This is a genomic window from Novosphingobium sp. HII-3 (genome assembly GCF_002916655.1).
GTDB classification, from domain to species: domain Bacteria; phylum Pseudomonadota; class Alphaproteobacteria; order Sphingomonadales; family Sphingomonadaceae; genus Novosphingobium; species Novosphingobium panipatense.
On record NZ_PPSM01000036.1, the window covers coordinates 163,980 to 183,572 of the forward strand.

At 64.2% G+C, this 19,593-nt stretch carries 18 protein-coding genes; 3 read left to right on the forward strand and 15 right to left on the reverse strand.

Translation table 11 applies throughout. The features are described from left to right. Positions 1-58: 58 nt before the first annotated feature. On the reverse strand, positions 59-2,008 hold the full coding sequence (acs, locus tag C2R25_RS13750) for an acetate--CoA ligase (protein ID WP_103729875.1): 1,950 nt from the start codon (positions 2,006-2,008) through the stop codon (positions 59-61). Between the two features lie 196 nt (positions 2,009-2,204). On the opposite strand from acs, the gene C2R25_RS13755 reads away from it, so the two are divergent. Then, complete coding sequence (locus tag C2R25_RS13755; protein WP_103729754.1) at positions 2,205-2,522, forward strand: PilZ domain-containing protein; 318 nt, start codon at positions 2,205-2,207, stop codon at positions 2,520-2,522. A gap of 71 nt (positions 2,523-2,593) precedes the next feature. Here C2R25_RS13755 and lpdA read toward each other — a convergent pair whose 3' ends face one another. Genes lpdA through C2R25_RS13775 form a run of 4 tightly spaced genes read right to left on the reverse strand, consistent with a single transcriptional unit; the run spans position 2,594 to position 6,150 of the window. Next, positions 2,594-4,009, reverse strand: a complete 1,416-nt coding sequence (lpdA, locus tag C2R25_RS13760) for a dihydrolipoyl dehydrogenase (protein WP_103729755.1) — start codon at positions 4,007-4,009, stop codon at positions 2,594-2,596. A gap of 2 nt (positions 4,010-4,011) precedes the next feature. Next, positions 4,012-4,389 (reverse strand): acyl-CoA thioesterase, encoded by a 378-nt coding sequence (locus C2R25_RS13765; RefSeq protein ID WP_103729756.1) that lies wholly within the window; start codon positions 4,387-4,389, stop codon positions 4,012-4,014. Positions 4,390-4,394: 5 nt separating this feature from the next. Next, a complete protein-coding gene (locus tag C2R25_RS13770; RefSeq protein ID WP_103729757.1) occupies positions 4,395-4,796 on the reverse strand; it encodes an acyl-CoA thioesterase in 402 nt (133 codons plus the stop codon). Positions 4,797-4,809: 13 nt separating this feature from the next. Further along, entirely contained in the window at positions 4,810-6,150 is a 1,341-nt protein-coding gene (locus tag C2R25_RS13775) for a pyruvate dehydrogenase complex dihydrolipoamide acetyltransferase (protein WP_103729758.1), read from the reverse strand. A 163-nt stretch (positions 6,151-6,313) separates the two neighbouring features. Here C2R25_RS13775 and C2R25_RS13780 point away from each other — a divergent pair, with 163 nt between their 5' ends. Then, positions 6,314-6,769, forward strand: coding sequence for a universal stress protein (locus C2R25_RS13780; protein ID WP_103729759.1), 456 nt, complete (start codon positions 6,314-6,316; stop codon positions 6,767-6,769). 61 nt (positions 6,770-6,830) lie between these two features. Here C2R25_RS13780 and rnr read toward each other — a convergent pair whose 3' ends face one another. The 9 genes from rnr to radA all read right to left on the reverse strand — a co-directional run bounded on the left by rnr (position 6,831) and on the right by radA (position 15,950). Further along, a complete protein-coding gene (rnr, locus tag C2R25_RS13785) occupies positions 6,831-9,086 on the reverse strand; it encodes a ribonuclease R (RefSeq protein ID WP_103729760.1) in 2,256 nt (751 codons plus the stop codon). Between the two features lie 64 nt (positions 9,087-9,150). Continuing rightward, positions 9,151-9,735, reverse strand: coding sequence for a DUF805 domain-containing protein (locus C2R25_RS13790; RefSeq protein WP_103729761.1), 585 nt, complete (start codon positions 9,733-9,735; stop codon positions 9,151-9,153). Positions 9,736-9,764: 29 nt separating this feature from the next. After that, a complete protein-coding gene (proS, locus tag C2R25_RS13795) occupies positions 9,765-11,312 on the reverse strand; it encodes a proline--tRNA ligase (protein ID WP_103729762.1) in 1,548 nt (515 codons plus the stop codon). Between the two features lie 38 nt (positions 11,313-11,350). Then, positions 11,351-11,821 (reverse strand): NUDIX hydrolase, encoded by a 471-nt coding sequence (locus tag C2R25_RS13800; protein WP_103729763.1) that lies wholly within the window; start codon positions 11,819-11,821, stop codon positions 11,351-11,353. Positions 11,822-11,852: 31 nt separating this feature from the next. Then, positions 11,853-12,422, reverse strand: a complete 570-nt coding sequence (gene phaR, locus C2R25_RS13805; protein ID WP_103729764.1) for a polyhydroxyalkanoate synthesis repressor PhaR — start codon at positions 12,420-12,422, stop codon at positions 11,853-11,855. Between the two features lie 104 nt (positions 12,423-12,526). After that, positions 12,527-13,573: an alanine racemase gene (gene alr / locus C2R25_RS13810; RefSeq protein ID WP_103729765.1), complete on the reverse strand. Its 1,047-nt coding sequence runs from the start codon at positions 13,571-13,573 to the stop codon at positions 12,527-12,529. Positions 13,574-13,603: 30 nt separating this feature from the next. Then, a complete protein-coding gene (locus C2R25_RS13815; protein WP_199183834.1) occupies positions 13,604-14,038 on the reverse strand; it encodes an iron-sulfur cluster assembly scaffold protein in 435 nt (144 codons plus the stop codon). 4 nt (positions 14,039-14,042) lie between these two features. Next, positions 14,043-14,570 carry a CvpA family protein gene (locus C2R25_RS13820; protein ID WP_103729766.1) on the reverse strand — a complete coding sequence of 176 codons (528 nt, stop codon included), beginning with the start codon at positions 14,568-14,570 and terminating at the stop codon, positions 14,043-14,045. A 12-nt stretch (positions 14,571-14,582) separates the two neighbouring features. Then, on the reverse strand, positions 14,583-15,950 hold the full coding sequence (radA, locus tag C2R25_RS13825; protein ID WP_103729877.1) for a DNA repair protein RadA: 1,368 nt from the start codon (positions 15,948-15,950) through the stop codon (positions 14,583-14,585). 70 nt (positions 15,951-16,020) lie between these two features. On the opposite strand from radA, the gene C2R25_RS13830 reads away from it, so the two are divergent. Then, positions 16,021-18,372, forward strand: coding sequence for a patatin-like protein (locus C2R25_RS13830; protein ID WP_103729767.1), 2,352 nt, complete (start codon positions 16,021-16,023; stop codon positions 18,370-18,372). A gap of 42 nt (positions 18,373-18,414) precedes the next feature. Here C2R25_RS13830 and dnaJ read toward each other — a convergent pair whose 3' ends face one another. Continuing rightward, complete coding sequence (dnaJ, locus tag C2R25_RS13835) at positions 18,415-19,539, reverse strand: molecular chaperone DnaJ (RefSeq protein WP_103729768.1); 1,125 nt, start codon at positions 19,537-19,539, stop codon at positions 18,415-18,417. Between the last annotated feature and the right edge of the window lie 54 nt (positions 19,540-19,593).

Below are 19,593 nucleotides of genomic sequence, written 5' to 3' on the forward strand. Positions count from 1 at the left end.
TTCCCGCAACACGGGCACGCGCTTTCCAACCGAGGCGAAAAGCGCGCGCCCGCCACCCTCAGGCAGTCGCTGGCTGGGGCCTATTCGCCAGCAGGTTATCGACGACCGACGGGTCAGCCAACGTGGAGGTGTCGCCCAGGTTCGCCACGTCATTCTCGCCGATCTTTCGCAGGATGCGACGCATGATCTTGCCAGAACGGGTCTTGGGCAGCCCGGGAGCGAACTGAAGGACATCGGGCGTTGCCACGGGGCCGATCTCGCGTCGGACCCAGGCAACAAGCTCCCTGCGAAGCGCCTCGTCGGGCTCGACCTCGACATTGCAGGTCACGAAGGCATAGATGCCCTGACCCTTGATGTCGTGCGGCATTCCGACAACGGCGGCCTCGGCAACCTTGGGATGTGCCACCAGCGCGCTTTCGATCTCGGCCGTGCCCATCCGGTGCCCGGACACGTTGATCACGTCATCGATGCGGCCGGTGATCCAGTAGTAGCCGTCTTCGTCACGCCGGCAGCCGTCCCCTGTGAAGTACGTACCCTTGAACGTGCTGAAATAGGTCTGGAAGAACCGCTCGTGATCGCCCCAGACGGTGCGCATCTGCCCCGGCCAACTGTCGGTGATCACCAGACAGCCATCGCCAGGCCCTTCGATCACTTTCCCTTCCGCATCGAGCAGCCTGGGTTGCACGCCAAAGAACGGTCGAGTGGCCGATCCCGGCTTGAGCGCGGTGGCGCCCGGCAAAGGGGAAATCATGATCCCGCCGGTCTCCGTCTGCCACCACGTGTCGACGATCGGACACCGTCCCTCTCCGACGACCTCGTGATACCACGACCATGCCTCCGGATTTATCGGCTCGCCGACGGAGCCGAGCAGGCGCAGGGACCGGCGGCTGGTCCGCGCAACCCATTCGTCGCCTTCGCGCATGAGGGCCCGCAGGGCCGTCGGCGCACCGTAGAACATCTCCACACCGAACTTGTCGACCACCTGCCAGAACCGGCTCGCATCCGGATAAGTCGGAACACCTTCGAACATGACGGTGGTGGCGCCGTTGGCGAGCGGACCATAAACGACGTATGAGTGCCCGGTCACCCATCCGATATCGGCGGCGCACCAGTAGATCTGGCCAGGGCGATAGTCGAACACATACTCATGCGTCATCGAGGCCCAGACGGCATAGCCGCCCGTGGTGTGGAGAACGCCTTTCGGCTTGCCGGTGGAGCCCGACGTGTAGAGGATGAAGAGCGGATCCTCAGCGCTCATCTCCGCCGGCTGGCAGTCGGCACTCTGTTCGGCCACCGCCAGAGCCCAGTCGAAGTCGCGCCCCTCAACCATTGGAACGTCCGCCCCGGTATGGGCAAGCACGATCACCGTGTCGACGCCCGGGCACGTCGCCAGGGCATCGTCGACACAGGCCTTCAGCGCGATTGTCTTTCCTCCCCGCAGGCCCTGATCCGCCGTGATGACGATCCGGCTGTCGCAGTCGCGGATGCGGCCTGCAAGCGCATCGGGGGAAAAGCCTGCAAAGACGATGGAGTGAATAGCGCCAATTCGCGCGCACGCCAGCATCGCAACGGCCGCCTCAGGAACCATGGGCAGATAGATGGTGACCCGCTCCCCCTTTCGCACGCCCCTTGCCTTGAGGACGTTGGCGAAGCGGCAGACCTCCTCGTGCAGTTCACGATACGTGATCCGCCGCTCCGGCTTCTTCGGATCGTCTGGCTCCCAAAGGATGGCGATCTGCTCTCCGCGAGTGGCGAGATGACGATCGAGGCAGTTCGCCGAAAGGTTCAGCGTTCCGTCCGCGAACCAGGAAATGCCGAAATCCTCCTCGTTGAAACTCGTCTGCTTCACGCTCGTGAACGGACGGATCCAGTCGATCCGCATGGCTTCGTCGCGCCAGAACCCCTCCGGATCGTCAACGGACCTGCGGTACATCTCCTGGTAACGCGTATCATCGATTAAGGCATTCGCAGCCCAGTCAGAAGGAACCGGATACACAGCCTCAACCACGGCAATCTCCTCTCGCATGGAACCGGATTCGTACCCGGCGGCATTGGCACTGAAGATGGCTTGACGTGCCGCCAGGATCAAGGCGATGGAGGCACCAGGTCGCATTCTCGTCTATTTTCCAGCCTCGGTGCAGCTTAGATCGTTAACGGCCTGGTAACTTTCAGCGACCATCAGGGGCCCGCCGATTGGAGACGCAATGCCTGAGCCCGATGCCGCTGAGTACGATTGCCGCGTAGCCCGTGCGGCGCGCGCGGCGGTGTCGATATGGTGCGAAGTGCGGCAGGGAACCACGCGCCCCTGGAAAGCGGCTCACCTCCAGGACCTTTCGCCGGAAGGATTCCGGATCGAACACTTTCCCGAGGCGCGCATGCAGGTGCCGCTGCGCATCCGAATACCGGGCCTTCATCTGCTCAGTGCCCGCCTCTGCTGGACCCGCAACGGCGCAGCGGGATGCGAGTTCGTAGAGCCGCTCCACGTTGCGGTGTTCGAACATATCGTGAGGCTGGCAGCCTGATCGCCGCCTGAGGGCAACAAAAAAGGGGCGAGCCTGCGGCCCGCCCCCGTTCTCGATCCAGCTCAGGTAGCTCAGATGTGGATCGCACGTCCGTAAGCGGCCAGCGTCGCCTCGTGCATCGTTTCCGAGATCGTCGGGTGCGGGAACACGGTGTTCATCAGCTCGATCTCAGTCGTTTCCAGCGTCTTGCCCACGACGTAGCCCTGGATCATCTCGGTCACTTCCGCACCGATCATGTGAGCACCAAGCAGTTCGCCGGTCTTGGCATCGAACACGGTCTTCACGAAACCCTCGGGTTCGCCCAGAGCGATCGCCTTGCCGTTGCCGATGAACGGGAACGTACCGGCCTTCACCTCGTAGCCCGCTTCCTTCGCCTTCGCCTCGGTCATGCCGACCGATGCGATCTGCGGGTGGCAGTACGTGCAGCCCGGGATGTTGTTGCGATCGAGCGGGTGCGGGTGGACGTCCTTGTTGCCGAGCTCCTTGGCAATCGCTTCCGCCGTGGTGACGCCTTCATGGCTCGCCTTGTGCGCCAGCCAGGGGCCCTTCACGCAGTCTCCGATGGCCCAGATGCCCGGCACATTGGTGCGGCCATAATCATCCACCTTGACGAAGAACTTTTCGTCCGGCTCGATCTTGAGCTCTTCGAGGCCGATATTTTCGACGTTGGGCACGATACCGATGGCGACGATGACGTGGCTGAATTCCTGGGTCTCTTCCTTGCCGCCCTTGGGGGTGATCTTGACCGAAACACCCTTGTCCGTTGCCTTGACGTCGCTCGCCTTGGCTCCGGTCAGGATCTTCATGCCCTGCTTAGTCAGCGCCTTTTCCAGGAACGCGGAGACGTCCTTGTCTTCGACCGGTACGATGCGGTCCATCATCTCAACGACCGTCACGTCGACGCCCATATCGTTGTAGAAGCTGGCGAACTCGATGCCGATCGCGCCGGAACCGAGGACCAGCAGTTTCGTGGGCATTTCCTTGGGGGTCATCGCATGGCGATAGGTCCAGATGCGGTTGCCGTCCGACTTGGCACCCGGCAGTTCGCGCGCACGCGCACCGGTGGCGATGATGATGTGCTTGGCCGAAAGGGTCTCGGCGCCCTTCTCCCCGGTCACTTCCAGCTTGCCCGGCGCGACGAGCTTGCCGGTGCCCATGTGGACAGTGATCTTGTTCTTCTTCATCAGGTGCGTGACGCCCTGGTTGAGCTGCTTGGCCACACCGCGCGAGCGTTTGACGATGGCGTCAAGGTCAGCGGTTATGTTTTCCGCCGCCAGCCCGTAGTCCTTCGCGTGCTTCATGTGGTGCATGATCTCGGCCGAGCGCAACAGAGCCTTCGTCGGGATGCAGCCCCAGTTGAGGCAGATCCCGCCCAGCAGCTCCCGCTCCACGATCGCGGTCTTGAGGCCGAGTTGCGCGCTGCGGATTGCCGCTACGTAGCCGCCCGGGCCCGAACCCAGAACGATGACGTCGTAAGATTCTGCCACTTTCAATCCTCCTGTTCGATAACGCGGGGCAAGCCCGCGTCGTCGATTGCGACGAAGGTGAAGATGGCTTCCGTCACCTTCACACGCTCTTCTTCTGCACGGTGGCGCCGATAGGCTTCGATGCCGATGGTCATCGAGGTCCGGCCCACCTTCCTGATCGCACCGTAGACGGAGACTTCGTCCCCGACCTTCACGGGCTTGTGAAACTTCATACCGTCCAGGGCGATAGTGACGGCGCGGCCGCGGGAATAGCGTGCCGCTACAAGGCCGGCACCGGAGTCCATCAGGCTCAGGAGCCAGCCACCGAAGATGTCGCCGTATGCATTGGTATCCGCCGGCATAGCCGTGACGCGGATGACGGGATCGCGAAAATCGTCCATCAAATTCAAACTTTCGCGCGAGCCGCCACGGCCGCTTCCTCTATCGGCCGGGGACGATCGTTCTCGTCGAGCGTGACGAACGTGAAGGTGCCCCTTGCAACCTCCACTTCGTCCTCGCTCGCCCGTGCGCGGCCCAAGCCCTGTGTGACCACGGTCATCGATGTCCGGCCGGTTCGCTCCACACGGGCATAGACGTTGAGTTCGTCACCAACGACCATGGCACCCGGAAAGGTGAAGTCAGTGGCCCCCACCACGACGGCCTTGTGCCCCGTCCGCCGGGTCACAAGGGAGGCGGCGCCCAGGGCGAGTTGGCTCATCAGCCAGCCCCCGAAGACACCGCCATAGGGGTTGAGGTCGGTCGGCATCGCGGTGACGCGAATGACCAGATCTCCGGCCTCGTTCTCCATCGTGAACGGTCCTTCAGGCAATCATCGCCAGCGGGTTTTCGACGAACTCGCGGAACGCGGCCATCAGGCGCGCGCCGTCTGCACCGTCGATCGCGCGATGATCGAAGCTGCCGGTGGCAGTCATGATCGTTGCGACGCCCAGCGATCCGTCCGGCATGACCCACGGCCGCTTGTCGCCGGCGCCGATGGCGAGGATCGTCGACTGCGGCGGATTGATGACGGCCGTGAACTGCTTGATGCCCATCATGCCCATGTTGGAAATGGAGGCGGTGCCGCCCTGATACTCTTCCGGCTTCAGCTTGCCTTCCTTGGCGCGTGCGCCAAGATCCTTGGTCGCCTTGGCGATGGCCGAGAACGACTTCTCGTTCGCACCCTGCACGATCGGCGTGATGAGGCCGTTGGGAATGGAAACCGCCACCGAGACGTCCGCCCGCTCGTACTTGATAAGCTCGCTTCCGGCGAAGGTCACGTTGCACTCCGGCACTGCGATCAGAGCCATGCCCAGGGCTTTCACGAGCATGTCGTTGACCGAAACCTTCACACCCTGCTTTTCGAGCGTGGTGTTGATCTCCGACCGGAGGGCCAGCAACTTGTCGAGCTTCACGTCCACCGTGAGGTAGATATGCGGCGCTTCCTGCATGGACTGGGCAAGGCGGCGGGCGATGGTCTTGCGCATGCCCGAAAGCTTTTCCACCGTATGTGGAACACGCGCGTCAAGCAGGGCCCGGGTGGTGTCCGCCATTTCGACAGACGATCCCGCAGGGGCCTGGGGCGCTTCGGGCGCAGGGGCCGGCGTGTTCGCCTGCGCTGCCGAAACAGGCTTCGAGGTGCCGCCCTCCGCCGCTTCAACGTCGGCTTTCACGATGCGGCCGTTGGGCCCCGAGCCGGTGACGCTGCCGAGGTCCACACCCTTCGCTTCGGCAATGCGCTTCGCGAGCGGCGAGGCGACGACGCGGTCGCCCGAAGAAGCCACCTTCGCAGCGGCGGCCGGCCTCGGCTGAGCGGCGGCCTTCGCCTCCTTCGGCGCGGCCGCTGCGGGAGCCTTGTCGGCAGACGCCTTGGGAGCCCCTGATACAGCAGCCTTGGGCGCTTCGATGGCGGACGCATCCTCGTCCTCCCCGGCCAGCACGGCGATCACGGTCCCGACCTTGACGCCCTCGGTCCCTTCCGGAACGGTGATCTTGCCGACCACGCCTTCGTCCACGGCTTCGAATTCCATGGTCGCCTTGTCAGTCTCGATCTCGGCCATGATGTCACCGGAAGAGACGGTGTCGCCTTCCTTCACCAGCCATTTGGCCAGCTTGCCCTCTTCCATGGTGGGGGACAGGGCGGGCATCTTGATCTCGATGGGCATGGAAACTCTGCGTTCCTTATGGTCCGGGGGAGGTCGTTAGGGATTTCGCCCTTCCTTGGACAAATTGCGCCTTGCGCACAAGCGCCTTGGCGCGCGTTTTTCGCAATGAACATGGCTTGCGCAGCGCTGCTATCGGCCCGATAAGCCGGAGCGAGAGGAAATCATGCGCATATACCTGGTCATCATCGACGAGAGCGAAGAAGCCCTCGTTGCCCTGCAATACGCAGCCCGTCGCGCCGCGAAGACGGAAGGCGCGCTGCACCTCCTTGCCGTGGTCCCGCCCCAGCCGTTCAATGCCTTTGGCGGCGTGCAGGCCACGATTGAGGAGGAAGCGCGTGCCCGTGCGGAAACACTGGTGACCGCTGCCGCCGGCAACCTTCTGTCTCAGGGTGAAAAGATGCCGGCGATCTCCGTGCGGGTCGGCGAGGACATCAAGGTGGTGCGCAAGTACCTCGAGGAGCACCCCGAGGTGTCGGCACTGGTTCTGGGCGCGGCAAGGGAGGGTGGTCCGGGACCGCTCGTCGCTCACTTCACCGGCGCAGGCATGGCGCACATGACCTGCCCGGTCTTTGTGATCCCCGGCGGCCTTGACGCCGAGGCCATCGAACGTCTCAGCTAACGGAGACTACGCCGGCTCTGATTGGCGGGCGCCCCGGCCCGCCGCCACTTCCGCAGCGCGATCAGCGTCGCCCTCGCCCCTGATGCCGGATGTTCTTTGGCCGCCCGCGCTGACCCACAAGATGCTTGCCGCGCTTCTTGAGAGGCTGCGGAGCCCCTCGAGGCTCGATTCGGCCCGCGCCTTCCTCAAGCTCGTACTTGAGAGCCCCGGTCAGCGGGTTGGCTTCGGCAAGGCGTAGCTTCAGGATCTGCCCGATGGCGTAAGTAGTCCCGGTCTGTTCGCCGATGAGCATCTGCGCCTTGTCGTCGTACGCGAAGCGCTCATAGCCCAGTGTCGAGACGGGAACGAGCCCATCGCCGCCGAGCCCGATGATGGTGGCGAAGAACCCGAACTTCTGCACGCCGGTGATGCGCGTTTCGAAGACCTCGCCCACACGGCTCGCCAGCCAGGCGGCCACATAGCGGTCGATCGTCTCCCGCTCCGCCTCCATTGCCCGGCGCTCGGCCTGGCTGATCGCGTCGCTGATGCGGCCGAGATCCTCCCGGTCGCGCTCGGACAGACCTGAGTGTGCCGGGATGCTTCCCTTCGGCTTGGGCTGTTCCAGCCCGTAACCGTCGACAAGGGCGCGGTGAACGAGCAAGTCGGCATAGCGGCGGATCGGAGACGTGAAGTGCGCATAGGACGCGAGGGCGAGGCCGAAGTGGCCCGCATTGCTCGGCCCGTAGTAAGCCTGAGTCTGGCTGCGCAGGACCGCTTCCATGATGAGCGCCTTCTCGGTTTCGTCCGCGATGTCCTTCAGCATGCGGTTGAACAGGCCGGGCGTGATCACCTGCCCCATCGCCAGCTTCTTGCCGAAGGTGGCGAGGTAATCCTTGAGCGCCATCAGCTTTTCGCGGCTCGGCGTTTCGTGGATGCGGTACACGACAGGCGCAACTTTCGCTTCCAGCGCCTTTGCTGCAGCGACGTTGGCGGCGATCATGAAGTCCTCGACCACGCGGTGCGCGTCAAGCCGCTCCCGAATGGCGATTTCGGTGATGCGTCCCTCGTCATCCAGTTTGACACGGCGTTCCGGCAACTCAAGTTCCAGCGGATCGCGAGCATCGCGTGCCTTCGCAAGGAGGCGCCATGCGGCCCAAAGGCTTTGCAGATGCTCCTCGGCCCTGCCTTCGTCAATTCGCGCCTGCGCCTCCTCGTAGGCGACCACTTCATGGATCCGGACAAGCGCACGCGTGAAGCGCCAGTCGACGACCTTGCCCTGTGCATCGATCTTGAGATGGCAGGCCATCGCCGCGCGATCCTCTCCCGATCTCAGGGAACAGACGTCCGCGCTCAGCACTTCGGGCAGCATCGGAACGACGCGGTCCGGAAAGTACACCGAATTGCCGCGCCGCCGTGCCTCGCGGTCGATCTCGCTGCCGGGACGCACGTAGAAGGACACATCCGCGATCGCGACCAGCGCATCGAACCCGCCCGCGTCGTCGGGCTGCGCCCAGATGGCGTCGTCATGGTCACGCGCATCGGAGGGGTCGATGGCAACGATCGGCAGGTGGCGCAGGTCCTCCCGGTGATCAGGACTGAGCGGCATGCGCGCGACCGCCTCAGCCTCGGCCAGGAGCTCCTCCCCGAAATGATTCGGGATGCCATGCTTGTGGATGGCGATCAGGCTGAAGGCCTTGGGCGCCAACGGTTCGCCAAGCACTTCCGTAACCTTGATGGACGGGCGCGCCGAACGACCGATCGGAACACCCAATACGAGTTCACCCGCCTTGGCTTCGCCGATGTCGGAGATCGGGGAGGAGTTGCGGATCCGCTTGTCCACGGGTGCGAGCCATGGCTTGCCGCTGCCATCAACCTCGACCACGCCGAGGATCTGGTCGGCCCGGAGCTCAAGCTTCTTCATCGGGTAGGCGCGCCAGCCTGTGCCGGTTTCTTCGGTGCGCGAAAGCACCCGATCCCCTTTTCGCAGCGCTGAGCCCCGGCCCTTCTCCACCAGCCTGATACGCGGAGGCGGCGTTGCATCGTCCGGCTGCCACGTGTCGGGGACGGCGATCGCCTCTCCCTCGTCGATGTCGATGACGCGCAGCACCGTGACCTTGGGCAGGCCACCCATCTTGTGGAAGGCCGTGCGCTTTCCGTCGATCAGGCCTTCTTCGGCCATGTCCTTCAAAAGCGCCTTCAGCTGTATCTTTTCGTTCCCCTTGAGACCGAACTCGCGAGAGATTTCGCGCTTTCCGGCAGGCACAGGAGAGTTCTGTATGAAGTCGAGAATCTGCTTGCGCGTGGGCAAGCCGGGGGCGGGCCGGTTCTTTGCGGGCATCACTCGCAAATGGGGCTAACTGATCCGCAATGCAATGGTGAAGGCGGTAACGACCGCAAGCGGGTCAGTAAGCCTCCGCCCGGAGCCCATAACGGTTGGCGCCAGCACTGGAAGGCCACACCCCGAAAACCACGATGACAAGCAGCGGTACCCAGGCGATCATGCCGTTTACCATCAGCTGCCCCTGAGCTTCCTGCAGTCTTGCGACGTCCCCGGTCTGCGCGATGACCATGAGCTGCGCGACGGCATCGACCGACGCAACTTGCAGGGCGAGCGCCGCAAGCTGGATTACAACGGCGAACACCGCGATCCAGCCGGACTTGTTCGCGTCATGAAGGCGGCGCGTGAAGGCCGCCACCAGCAAGCCGGCCATGATGAGCGTCGTCACGACCGATACCCAGACCGAGGTGCGCATCATGCCCGCAAGGCGCTCAAACAGCCGCGCCTGGATTTCCGCCTCGCCCAATCCCTGCTGGACGGAAGAAAAGACATCTCCCATCATCGGCCCCGTCAGGCCGATAGAGATCACGAGGGAGATCACCACTTGAATGATCGCCAGGAACAGCACGTAGAACCAGAAGGGCGAACGGCTCTGCCGCCCGCGAAAGTTCGCAAGGTTCGAGAGGTTGTACCTTATCGCAGCGATCATTGCGGCCTCCCCTTGGTGGCGCGGCTTACTCAGTAGGAACGCGCGATGTAGATCTTCTCGGCCGCGGGTCGTCCGGTGAAGATGCAGGTGCCGTTCGCGGGCTCTCCGTCGAGCGGCGAGTTGCGCATGGTCAGCTTCAGCGCCTTGAGCTTCTGCACGATCGCGTCGAGCTCATCGCCGGTCGGACGCGCCCATTCTACCTCGACCCAGCCGGGATAGCGCTTGTCTTCGGCGAAGAAGGTCGCGAGTTCATCGAAACTTGCAGCCCGGGCGATGTTGGCGTCACGCTTGGCCTTGGCTTCGGCGTACAGCGATGCCTGGATGTCCTCGATCTCGGCTACCGCGCGGGAGAGGAAGTCCTCCTTGGCCGTGCCCACGAAGTTGGCCTTAGCCGCCTCGTTCCAGAGCCTGTCGCGGCGCAGCATGGAGACCTGTCCGCCCGCAGCATCCCGGCCGCCGATCTCGAGGATGAGCGGAACGCCGCGCTTTACCCAGGCCCAGCGCTTCTGTGTGGCCTTGCCGGGGCGCTTGTCGAGCAGGACGCGCACCGGTTCACCCAGTACGGATTGAGCGGCGAGCGCCTTGCGCAGCTCCTCGCAGTACGCGAGCAGTACGTCATCTTCCGGTCCGTCGCGCAGCATCGGCAGAACGACGATCTGGTACGGCGCGACCGCCGGCGGGACACGCAGGCCGTCGTCGTCGCCATGAGTCATGATCAGGCCGCCGATCATGCGCGTCGACGTGCCCCAACTCGTCGTGTGCGCGTACTGCTGCGTACCTTCGCGATCCTGGAAGGTGATGCCCGCCGCATGCGCGAAGCCGGTGCCAAGATAGTGGGAGGTGCCCGCCTGCAGCGCCTTGCCGTCCTGCATCATCGCTTCGATGGAATAGGTCGCCACTGCACCGGGGAACCGCTCGTTCTCGGGCTTCTCACCGGCGATCACCGGCATGGCCAGTTCGGTTTCCGCAAAGTCGCGGTACATTTCGAGAGCGCGCAGCGTCTCGGCCATGGCATCATCGCGGTCGGCGTGCGCGGTATGGCCTTCCTGCCAGAGGAACTCGCTCGTGCGCAGGAACATCCGCGTGCGCATCTCCCAACGCACGACGTTCGCCCACTGGTTCACCATGAGCGGGAGATCGCGCCACGATTGGACCCAGCGCGCCATCGCCGAACCGATCACCGTTTCGGACGTCGGGCGGACAATCAGCGGCTCCTCAAGCTTCGCCTCCGGGTCCGGGACAAGCCCGCCCTTGCCGTCGCTCACCAGACGGTGATGCGTGACGACGGCCATCTCCTTGGCGAAGCCTTCGACGTGCTCGGCCTCCTTGGAGAAGTAGGACAGCGGGATGAACAGCGGAAAGTAGCAGTTCTGGATGCCGGCGGCCTTGATGCGATCATCCATCAGACGCTGGATCCGCTCCCACACGCCATAGCCCCATGGCTTGATGACCATGCACCCGCGAACACCGGATTCCTCGGCCATTTCGGCTTCGGAAACGACTTCCTGGTACCACTGGGCGAAATCGTCTTCCCGCTTGACGGAAAGGGCGTGGCGAATGGCGGTCTTCTGATTCATGCTGCGCTGTTAGCCGCACTTGCGCCAAGGTTCAAACGTCACTCGATCCGGTCTCCGTTCGCAGTGCTCAAACCTTCGACCATCGCCCAAAGGTCTTCGGGGAAATATGGCTCCTCGAGCGCGAGCAGGGCTGCCCTGTCGAACCAGCACCAGCTACGCATCACGGAGCGTTCAAGGTCGGTATGGCCGCTGGCATCGATGGCGTCGGGGCTCATCCCCGCCGGCACGCGTATGTGGAAGTAACGCTCGTCCGCGGTGACCGGCACGCCTTCGATGGTGACGAAATCGACCGTTTGCCGTGCGAAAGCCATGCCCGGTTCGGCGGTGATGCCGGTTTCCTCCAGAAGTTCCCGTCGTGCCGCTTCTTCGTAGCTCTCCCCCGGATCGACGGCACCGCCCGGTGTACACCAGAACGGCGCACGATCCGGCGGATCGAACCGGAAGAGCAGCACACGACCAGCGCCGTCCTGCAGGATGATACGAGCCGCAGGTCGAGCAACCCGGCTCATTGCCGCCGTGCCCCCGTCATCTGCCGCGTCGTCACTTGCCGAGAGCGTCGAGCCGCTTCTGTATTTCGGCCATTTGGTCGCGCAGGGCGGAAAGATCGCCAGCATCGGGAGCCGAAGCCGCCGGCGGCGCCTTGCTCTCGGTCGGCTTCTCGGCCCCCGGCATGAATGCGGCGGATGCAGCGCGGAACATCGCCATGTTCTGTTCGGCCAGCTTCGCAAGCGGATTGTTGCCGAGGCTGTCTTCGAAAGCCTTGGCCAGCTTCGCCTGGTTGGCGCGGAAGTTTTCCATCGACGCTTCGAGGTAATGCGGGATCAGCGACTGCATCTGGTTGCCGTACATGCTGATCAGTTCGCGCAGGAAGTTCACAGGCAGCATCTGCTCGCCGTTGGATTCCTCCTCCATGATGATCTGGGTGAGGATCGTATGCGTGATGTCCGCACCGGACTTGGCGTCCAGCACCTTGTAGTTGATGCCCTCACGCGTCATCTTCGCGAGATGGTCGAGCGTGATGTAGCTCGACGAGCGCGTGTTGTAGAGCCGCCGGTTTGCGTATTTCTTGATGACGACGGTTTCATCGTCGCCCGATGCTGCTGCAGCCATGTCCTCTCCCCATTTACCTCGGGCAAAGAATATCATCGCCGCTTGTCGCATTGCAACACAAATTGCTGCGCAGCAAAAGCGTGCGAGAAGGCTGCAGCCGCGGCTCAGCGGTTGAACCGGCGCCCCATCAGCGTGAGCAGTTCGTATTGCGAAAGGCCGGTTTGCGCAGCCGCTTCCGGCAAGGCGTACTCGGCTGTGATCCAGTCGCCCTCGCCTACTTGGCCGGCCTGGCTCAGATCGACGACCGTGAGGTCCATGCTGATGCGACCGAGGACGGGGAGCACGTGCCCGGCCGCCGTGAAATGCCCCTTTCCAGACCAGCAGCGAAGGTATCCGTCCGCATAACCCAGGCCGATCGTGCCCACACGCATGGCACGCGTGGCAGTGAAGGTCGCGTTATAGCCGATCGTCTCGCCGGGCTGAACTTGCCGCACCTGCAGAAGGGCCGCCTGCGGACGGATCACCGGGTGCAGATCCGCTGCCATTTCAGGTCGTGGCACGCCCCCGTAAAGTGCAATACCCGGCCGGGTAAGGTCACCATGGAAGGCCTCACCAAGGGCGATTCCGGCGCTGTTCGCAAGGCTGGCGCGCTGGTGAGGCAGCGCCGCGCAGGCCTCGCGCCAGCCCTGACGCTGGCGTTCGTTCAGCGCCACGTCCTCCTCGGCTGAGACGAGATGCGATAGCAACGTATCCACCTGCAGCTCCGCCAGCACCGGTTCGCCAAGCTCATGAAGCGAGACGCCGAGGCGATTCATTCCCGTGTCCACCATGAGATCACACGCCCCGCCGCCGGCATCCTGCCAAAGCCGGGCCTGGCGCAGCGAATTGATGACAGGCTTGATTCCTGCGGCGCGGGCGTAGGCGGCGTCCTCCTCCGAGCAGGGGCCGTGCAGGACCGACAGCGAGGCGTCACCGATCACGTCGAGGATTTCGGCCGCTTCGGCCCAGTGAGCCACGAAGAAGTCGCGGCAGCCGGCTTGGTGAAGGACGGGCACGGCACGCACCGCGCCAACGCCGTAGCTGTTCGCCTTGACCGCAGCCCCGGCCCGTGCGCGCCCGGACAGACGGTCGAGCGTCCGCCAGTTCGATTGCAGCGCCTCCGCGTCGAACTCCAGCCGGAGCGCAGGCGAAGGGGCGGTCGGGCGGTTCATGGTCCTGGTCACGCCGGGCCCATAGCGCCATCAGGCGCGGGAGGGCAACTCACGCTCGGCAAAGGCGCGCACCGCTGCGTCCCACGGCAGGAGCACCGCACCGTGCCGCGCCGCGTAGGCGCGCGCCGGTCCTATTATCTCCAGACCGGGCCACTGCGGCAGATCGCCGTCACCCGCAAGCCAGCGGGCGACCGCATCTCGCGCTTCGGTCACCTCCCGCACGTCCCTTCCGGCAGCGCCGCGCGCGAAAATGGCGGCAGAGGCCTGACCGATGGCGCAGGCATGGCTGCGCATTCCGAGACGCACTATGCGGCCTTCGCGGTCAAGGAAGAGGCCGAGGACAATGGTACTGCCGCAACTGCGGGAGCGGGCCTCAGCGCGAACAGGCAGGTCACCGTCAAGCGGGTGACCGGCCAGTTCAATGGCAAGGCCAAGGATCTCCGGCGTGTAAAGAACGGCTGACACGCGGCTACTCCGCGCCCTGCGCCGCTTCAGCGGCACGGACTTCGGCACGCCGTTCGGCAATCATCTGTACGAGCGCTTCGCTGCTTGCATTGATGAAGGGAAAGGTCCGCGCGCTGGTGATCCATTCCGGGCGACCACCGATGCCCCAGATGGTATCGTAGCCGAGTACGAGCACGGAGAACGCCAGCACGATCACGATGACGCCCTTCACCGCGCCGAAGCCGAGGCCGAGAACCCGGTCCACCGGCCCCAGCACTGAGGCGCGGCTCTTCGATCCGGCCCAACCGGCAACCAGCTTTACCGCAGCGAACGGCACGCCGAGCAGGAGCGCGAAGGCGAGAACGCCGGCTCCCGATTCGGAACCCACATGGCCCGCAAGCCACTCGGTTGCCGGCGTGTGGAAAAGGCGAATGGCGAAGACCGCGAAAACCCACGCGGACAAGGCAAGTATCTCCTGCACGAAGCCGCGAATGAAGCCGAAAAGTGCGCCAAGCCCGACCAGGAGCAGGACGGCGATGTCGAAGCCAGTCATATCCGCCCTGAGTTAGGCATCGGACAGGATGCGGTCAACGAGGTTGGGCAGCATGGTCAGCCCATGGAAGTTCAGGCCCTTTTCCGGCGGCGGCCCATTGGACGGGCCAAGCGCTTTTGTGAATCCCAGCTTGGCGGATTCCCGCTGGCGTATGGAGGAGTGCGCGACCGGACGGATCTCTCCGGCGAGGGACACTTCGCCGAACCAGACGGCATCAGTCGGCAAGGGCTTATCGCCAAGGGCGGAGACGAGCGCCGCCGCGACCGCGAGGTCCGCTGCCGGGTCACTCAACCGATACCCGCCCGCCACGTTCAGATAGACCTCGGCGCTGGAGAAGCTGAGGCCGCAGCGCGCCTCGAGCACGGCGAGGAGCATGGCCATGCGCCCTGAATCCCAGCCCACCACGGCACGGCGTGGGGTCGCTCCGCTTTGAAGCCGAACGATAAGCGCCTGTATCTCCACCAGCACCGGGCGCGTGCCTTCCATCGCCGGGAACACGGCGCTTCCGGCCATGGGTTCTTCCCGGCCGGACAGGAACAGCATCGAAGGGTTGCCCACTTCGGCAAGACCATCGCCTTCCATCGCGAACACGCCGATCTCATCGACCGGGCCAAAACGGTTCTTGAGCGAGCGCAGGATGCGGTACTGGTGGCTGCGCTCTCCCTCGAAGCTCATGACTACGTCGACCATGTGCTCGAGCACGCGCGGCCCCGCAATATTGCCGTCCTTGGTGACGTGCCCCACCAGAACCAGCGTCACTCCGTTTTCCTTGGCATAGCGGATGAGCTCGAAGGCACAGCCGCGCACCTGGCTGACCGTGCCCGGCGCACCTTCGATCTGATCCGAGTGCATCGTCTGGATCGAATCGATGACCAGCAGCGAGGGTGGGTCCATCATGCCGAGCGTCGTCAGGATGTCCCGAACGGAGGTTGCCGCAGCGAGCTGAATTGGAGACTTGGACAGACCGAGGCGTTCCGCCCGCAGCCGTACCTGACCCGCCGCCTCTTCTCCGCTGACGTAGACGGAAAGCCCGCCTCCGTTCGCGACGTTTGCCGAGACCTGAAGCAGCAGCGTCGATTTGCCGATGCCCGGATCGCCCCCCATCAGGATCGCCGACCCGGGAACCAGGCCGCCGCCGAGGGCACGATCGAATTCAGATATCCCGGTCTTCTGCCGCTTGGGCACTTCCCCGGGAGCATCCAGGGGCGTGAACTGGATTGGCCGCCCGCCTGATGAAAGATCATGCTTGGCGGAAAAAACGGTCTGGGGCGTTTCTTCCGACAGGCTGTTCCATTCGCCACAATCGGCGCATTGCCCCTGCCATCGCGATGAAACGCCCCCGCAGGCCTGGCACACATATCGACGTTTTGGTTTCGCCATCGCGTCCACGTAGACGGAACGAAATGAGAACGCAATTGCCAATCCTCTCACCGGACGCCACAGTGCCCTGATGCAGCAAAAAGAATTGCGGATCGCTCTGGTCTGCTACGGGGGAGTGAGCCTCGCGGTCTACATGCATGGCGTCACCAAGGAGCTCTGGAAGGCTCTGCAGGCGAGCCGTGCCCACACGGGAGATGAGCGACCGGTTGAGGGGAGCGCCGCCGTGTACCGCAAGTTGCTGGAGCGCCTGGAGACGGAAGGCAACCTCAGGCTGCGCGTGCTGGCGGACATCGTGGCCGGAGCAAGCGCCGGCGGGATCAACTCGGTCTTCCTTGCACAGGCGATCCACTCGGGACAATCGCTGGAACCACTTACCGACCTGTGGCTCCAGAACGCCGATGTAGACGTGCTGCTCGATCCCGAGGCGAAGTCCTGGTCGCGCGCAGCGAAGTTCTGGACCAAGCCACTCGTCGGCTATCTCCTCCATCGTCCGGACAACGCCGTCAGCGAAACCGTGGCGCCCGAGACGCGCAGTGAAGTGCGGGAGAAGGTTTCCCGCCTCGTCCGCTCGCGCTGGTTCGAGCCCCCGTTCGGCGGGATCGGCTTCTCGCGCCTGCTGCATGGTGCCCTTGCGGCAATGGCGGAGACGCCCGTCGGCCCGCCTCTGCTTCCACCTGGCCACCCGCTCGATCTCTTCGTGACAGCAACAGACTTCAAGGGTCATCTAGAGACGCTGCGGCTGCACTCGCCTGCGGTCGTCCTCGAAAGCGAGCATCGCCTGACGTTCAGCTTCCACGCCCGGGCGCAGGCCGAAGGCACGCCCCTTGCGGCGATTCCGGAGCTGGTCATGGCCGCGCGTGCATCGGCGAGCTTCCCGGGGGCCTTCCCTCCTCTCCAGATCAAGGAGATCGACCGACTGGTCTCGGAGGCGGAAGAGTTCTGGCCAACGCGAGACGCTTTCCTCGCGCGCATCATGCCTGAGCACGCCCGAAGGGGTGAACTCGACTGCGTGGCCCTGATCGACGGCTCGGTGCTGGTGAATGCCCCGTTTGCGGACGCCCGGGCGGCGCTGAGGGATCGCCCGGCCACCCGTGAAGTCGACCGGCGCTTCGTCTACATCGATCCGACACCCGATCGGCTCGGAGCGGAGATGCGACGGGACGACAGCCTGCCCAGCTTCTTTCCGGTGATCTTCGGCTCCCTGTCTGCGATTCCGCGCGAACAGCCCATCCGCGACAATCTCGAAGCCCTCCAGGAGCGTTCGCAGGAGACAGCGTCCCTGCGGGAAATCGTGCGCGCCTTGCGCCCGGACATCGAAGACGCGGTAGACAAGCTTTTCGGCGGCACCTTCTTCCTTGATCGGCCGACGTCGAAGCGTCTTGCGGCGTGGCGCGCCAAAGCGCAGACAGCCGCCCTGGAGCAGGCGGGCTTCGCCTATCACGGCTATGCGCAGGTGAAGTTCAGCGGCGTCATCACGACCATGGCGCGCATGGTAGTGGAAAGCGCCCCGGAGCTCGATCTGCACTCGCCCGAACCCGTGCGTGAACGGCTGATCGCGGAACTTGCCGCCGGCGGCTTGGACCGGGGGCAGGCATTGAGGGATGCCCGTTCGCCGGCCATGATCACGTTCTTCCGCAATCACGATATCGCCTTTCGAATTCGGCGGCTGCGCCTGCTGGCGCGGCGGCTGACGCAGGAGTGGGACGGGGAGCAGGGCGTCACGGAACAGCACCGGGATGCCGCCCGGGTAGCGATTTACGAGGCGCTGACCCTTTATCTGGAGCGGGAGCCCTCCAGCGCATTGGGACCGGAATTCCCGGCGCTTGCCGCCCGCTTCTTCGAGAATCCCAATGCGGTGACCGATCATATGGCCACAGCCCGCCAACTGATGGAGACGGATACGGCGGTGGACGAACGCCTCGCCGAAGCTCTTGCCGCCATGCCGCAGGCGCTGCGGCGACGGGTCCTGCTCGCCTATCTGGGTTTTCCCTTCTACGACACCGTCACTCTTCCCCTGCTGAGGGGCGAGGGCCTGAACGAGTTCGATCCGGTGCTGGTGGACAGGATTTCGCCGGAAGACTGCGAAGGGATCACGCGCGAAGGCACGCAGCAGTTCCTGCGCGGTACCGAGTTCTTCAACTTCGGCGCCTTCTTCAGCCGAACGTATCGGGAAAACGATTACTTGTGGGGGCGTCTCCACGGCGCCGAGCGCATGATGGACCTCATCGCCTCCACCTTGCCGCCGGAGAAGGCAATGTCATCCGGGGAACTGCTCGCCTTCAAGCGGCAGGCGTTCCTGGCAATTCTCGACGAGGAAGCACCCCGGCTCACCGCCGATGCCGATCTGGTACCGCGTATCAGAAAGGGCATCCTGAACGCCGACGGCGTACCCGACTGGATCCGCGAGCGTTGGAGAGGCTGAACGACGTTCCGGCATTAGGTGCCGCAACGTCGTTCACGGCCATCAGTCCGTCAGATCCGTCCAGGCTTCCTTGATCCGGTCGAAGAAGCCCTTGGAATTGGGGCATTCGTCACCCGTTTCGGTGCCCTGGAGTTCGCGCAGGAGTTCCTTCTGGCGGGCCGTCAGTTTGGTGGGGGTTTCCACCGCAATCTCAATCACGAGATCGCCGCGGCCCCGGCCCTGCAGCACCGGCATGCCAGCGCCCCGCTTGCGAAGCTGCTTGCCGGACTGGATACCCGCAGGGATATCGAGCGTGATGGCTTCGCCATCAATGCCCGGTATCTCGATCGTGCCCCCCAGAGCCGCTGTCGTGAAAGTGATGGGCACCCGCGTGATGAGCGTCGTGCCGTCACGCTCGAACACGCGGTGACGCTTGACGTGAAGGAAAATGTAGAGGTCGCCCGGCGGGGAGCCGAACGGGCCTGCCTCGCCCTTACCCGAAAGCCGGATGCGCGTGCCGGAGTCGACGCCCGGCGGAATTTCCACCTGCAGCGTCTGCGGCTTGTCCACGCGGCCTTCACCGCCACAGGAGCGGCAAGGCTTTTCAATGACCTCACCCCGACCCTGGCAGGTCGGGCACGTGCGCTCGACCACGAAGAAGCCCTGTTGCGCGCGCACCTTGCCGTGCCCGCCGCACATGGAACATCCGCGCTTGCCGGTGCCCGGCTCCGCCCCGCTGCCATGGCAAGGCTCACAGGTCTGCGACACCTCGATGGTGATGTCCGTCTGCTTGCCGCGGAAGGCGTCGTCCAGCGACACTTCCATGTCGTAGCGCAAGTCCGCACCGCGGCGCTGCTGCTGACGACCACCGCCACCAAAAGCGCTGCCGAAGATCGATTCGAAAATGTCGCCGATGTCGCCGAAGTCGCCCCCGCCCTGGCCACCGCCCATTCCCTGCTGGAACGCGGCGTGACCATAACGGTCGTAAGCGGCCCGCTTCTGCGGGTCCTTGAGGCAGTCGTACGCCTCGCTGATCTGCTTGAACCGAGCCTCGGCTTCCTTGTCACCCGGGTTCTTGTCCGGGTGATAGCGCATGGCGAGGCGGCGGTAGGCCGACTTGAGCACCTTGTCATCGGCGGTGCGCTCGCATTCGAGCAGTTCGTAGTAGTCGATCTCTGTTGCTGACACGTGATATTTCCCCGTCGGAATACCTTAACCGCCACCGGCGCGGATTGCACCGGT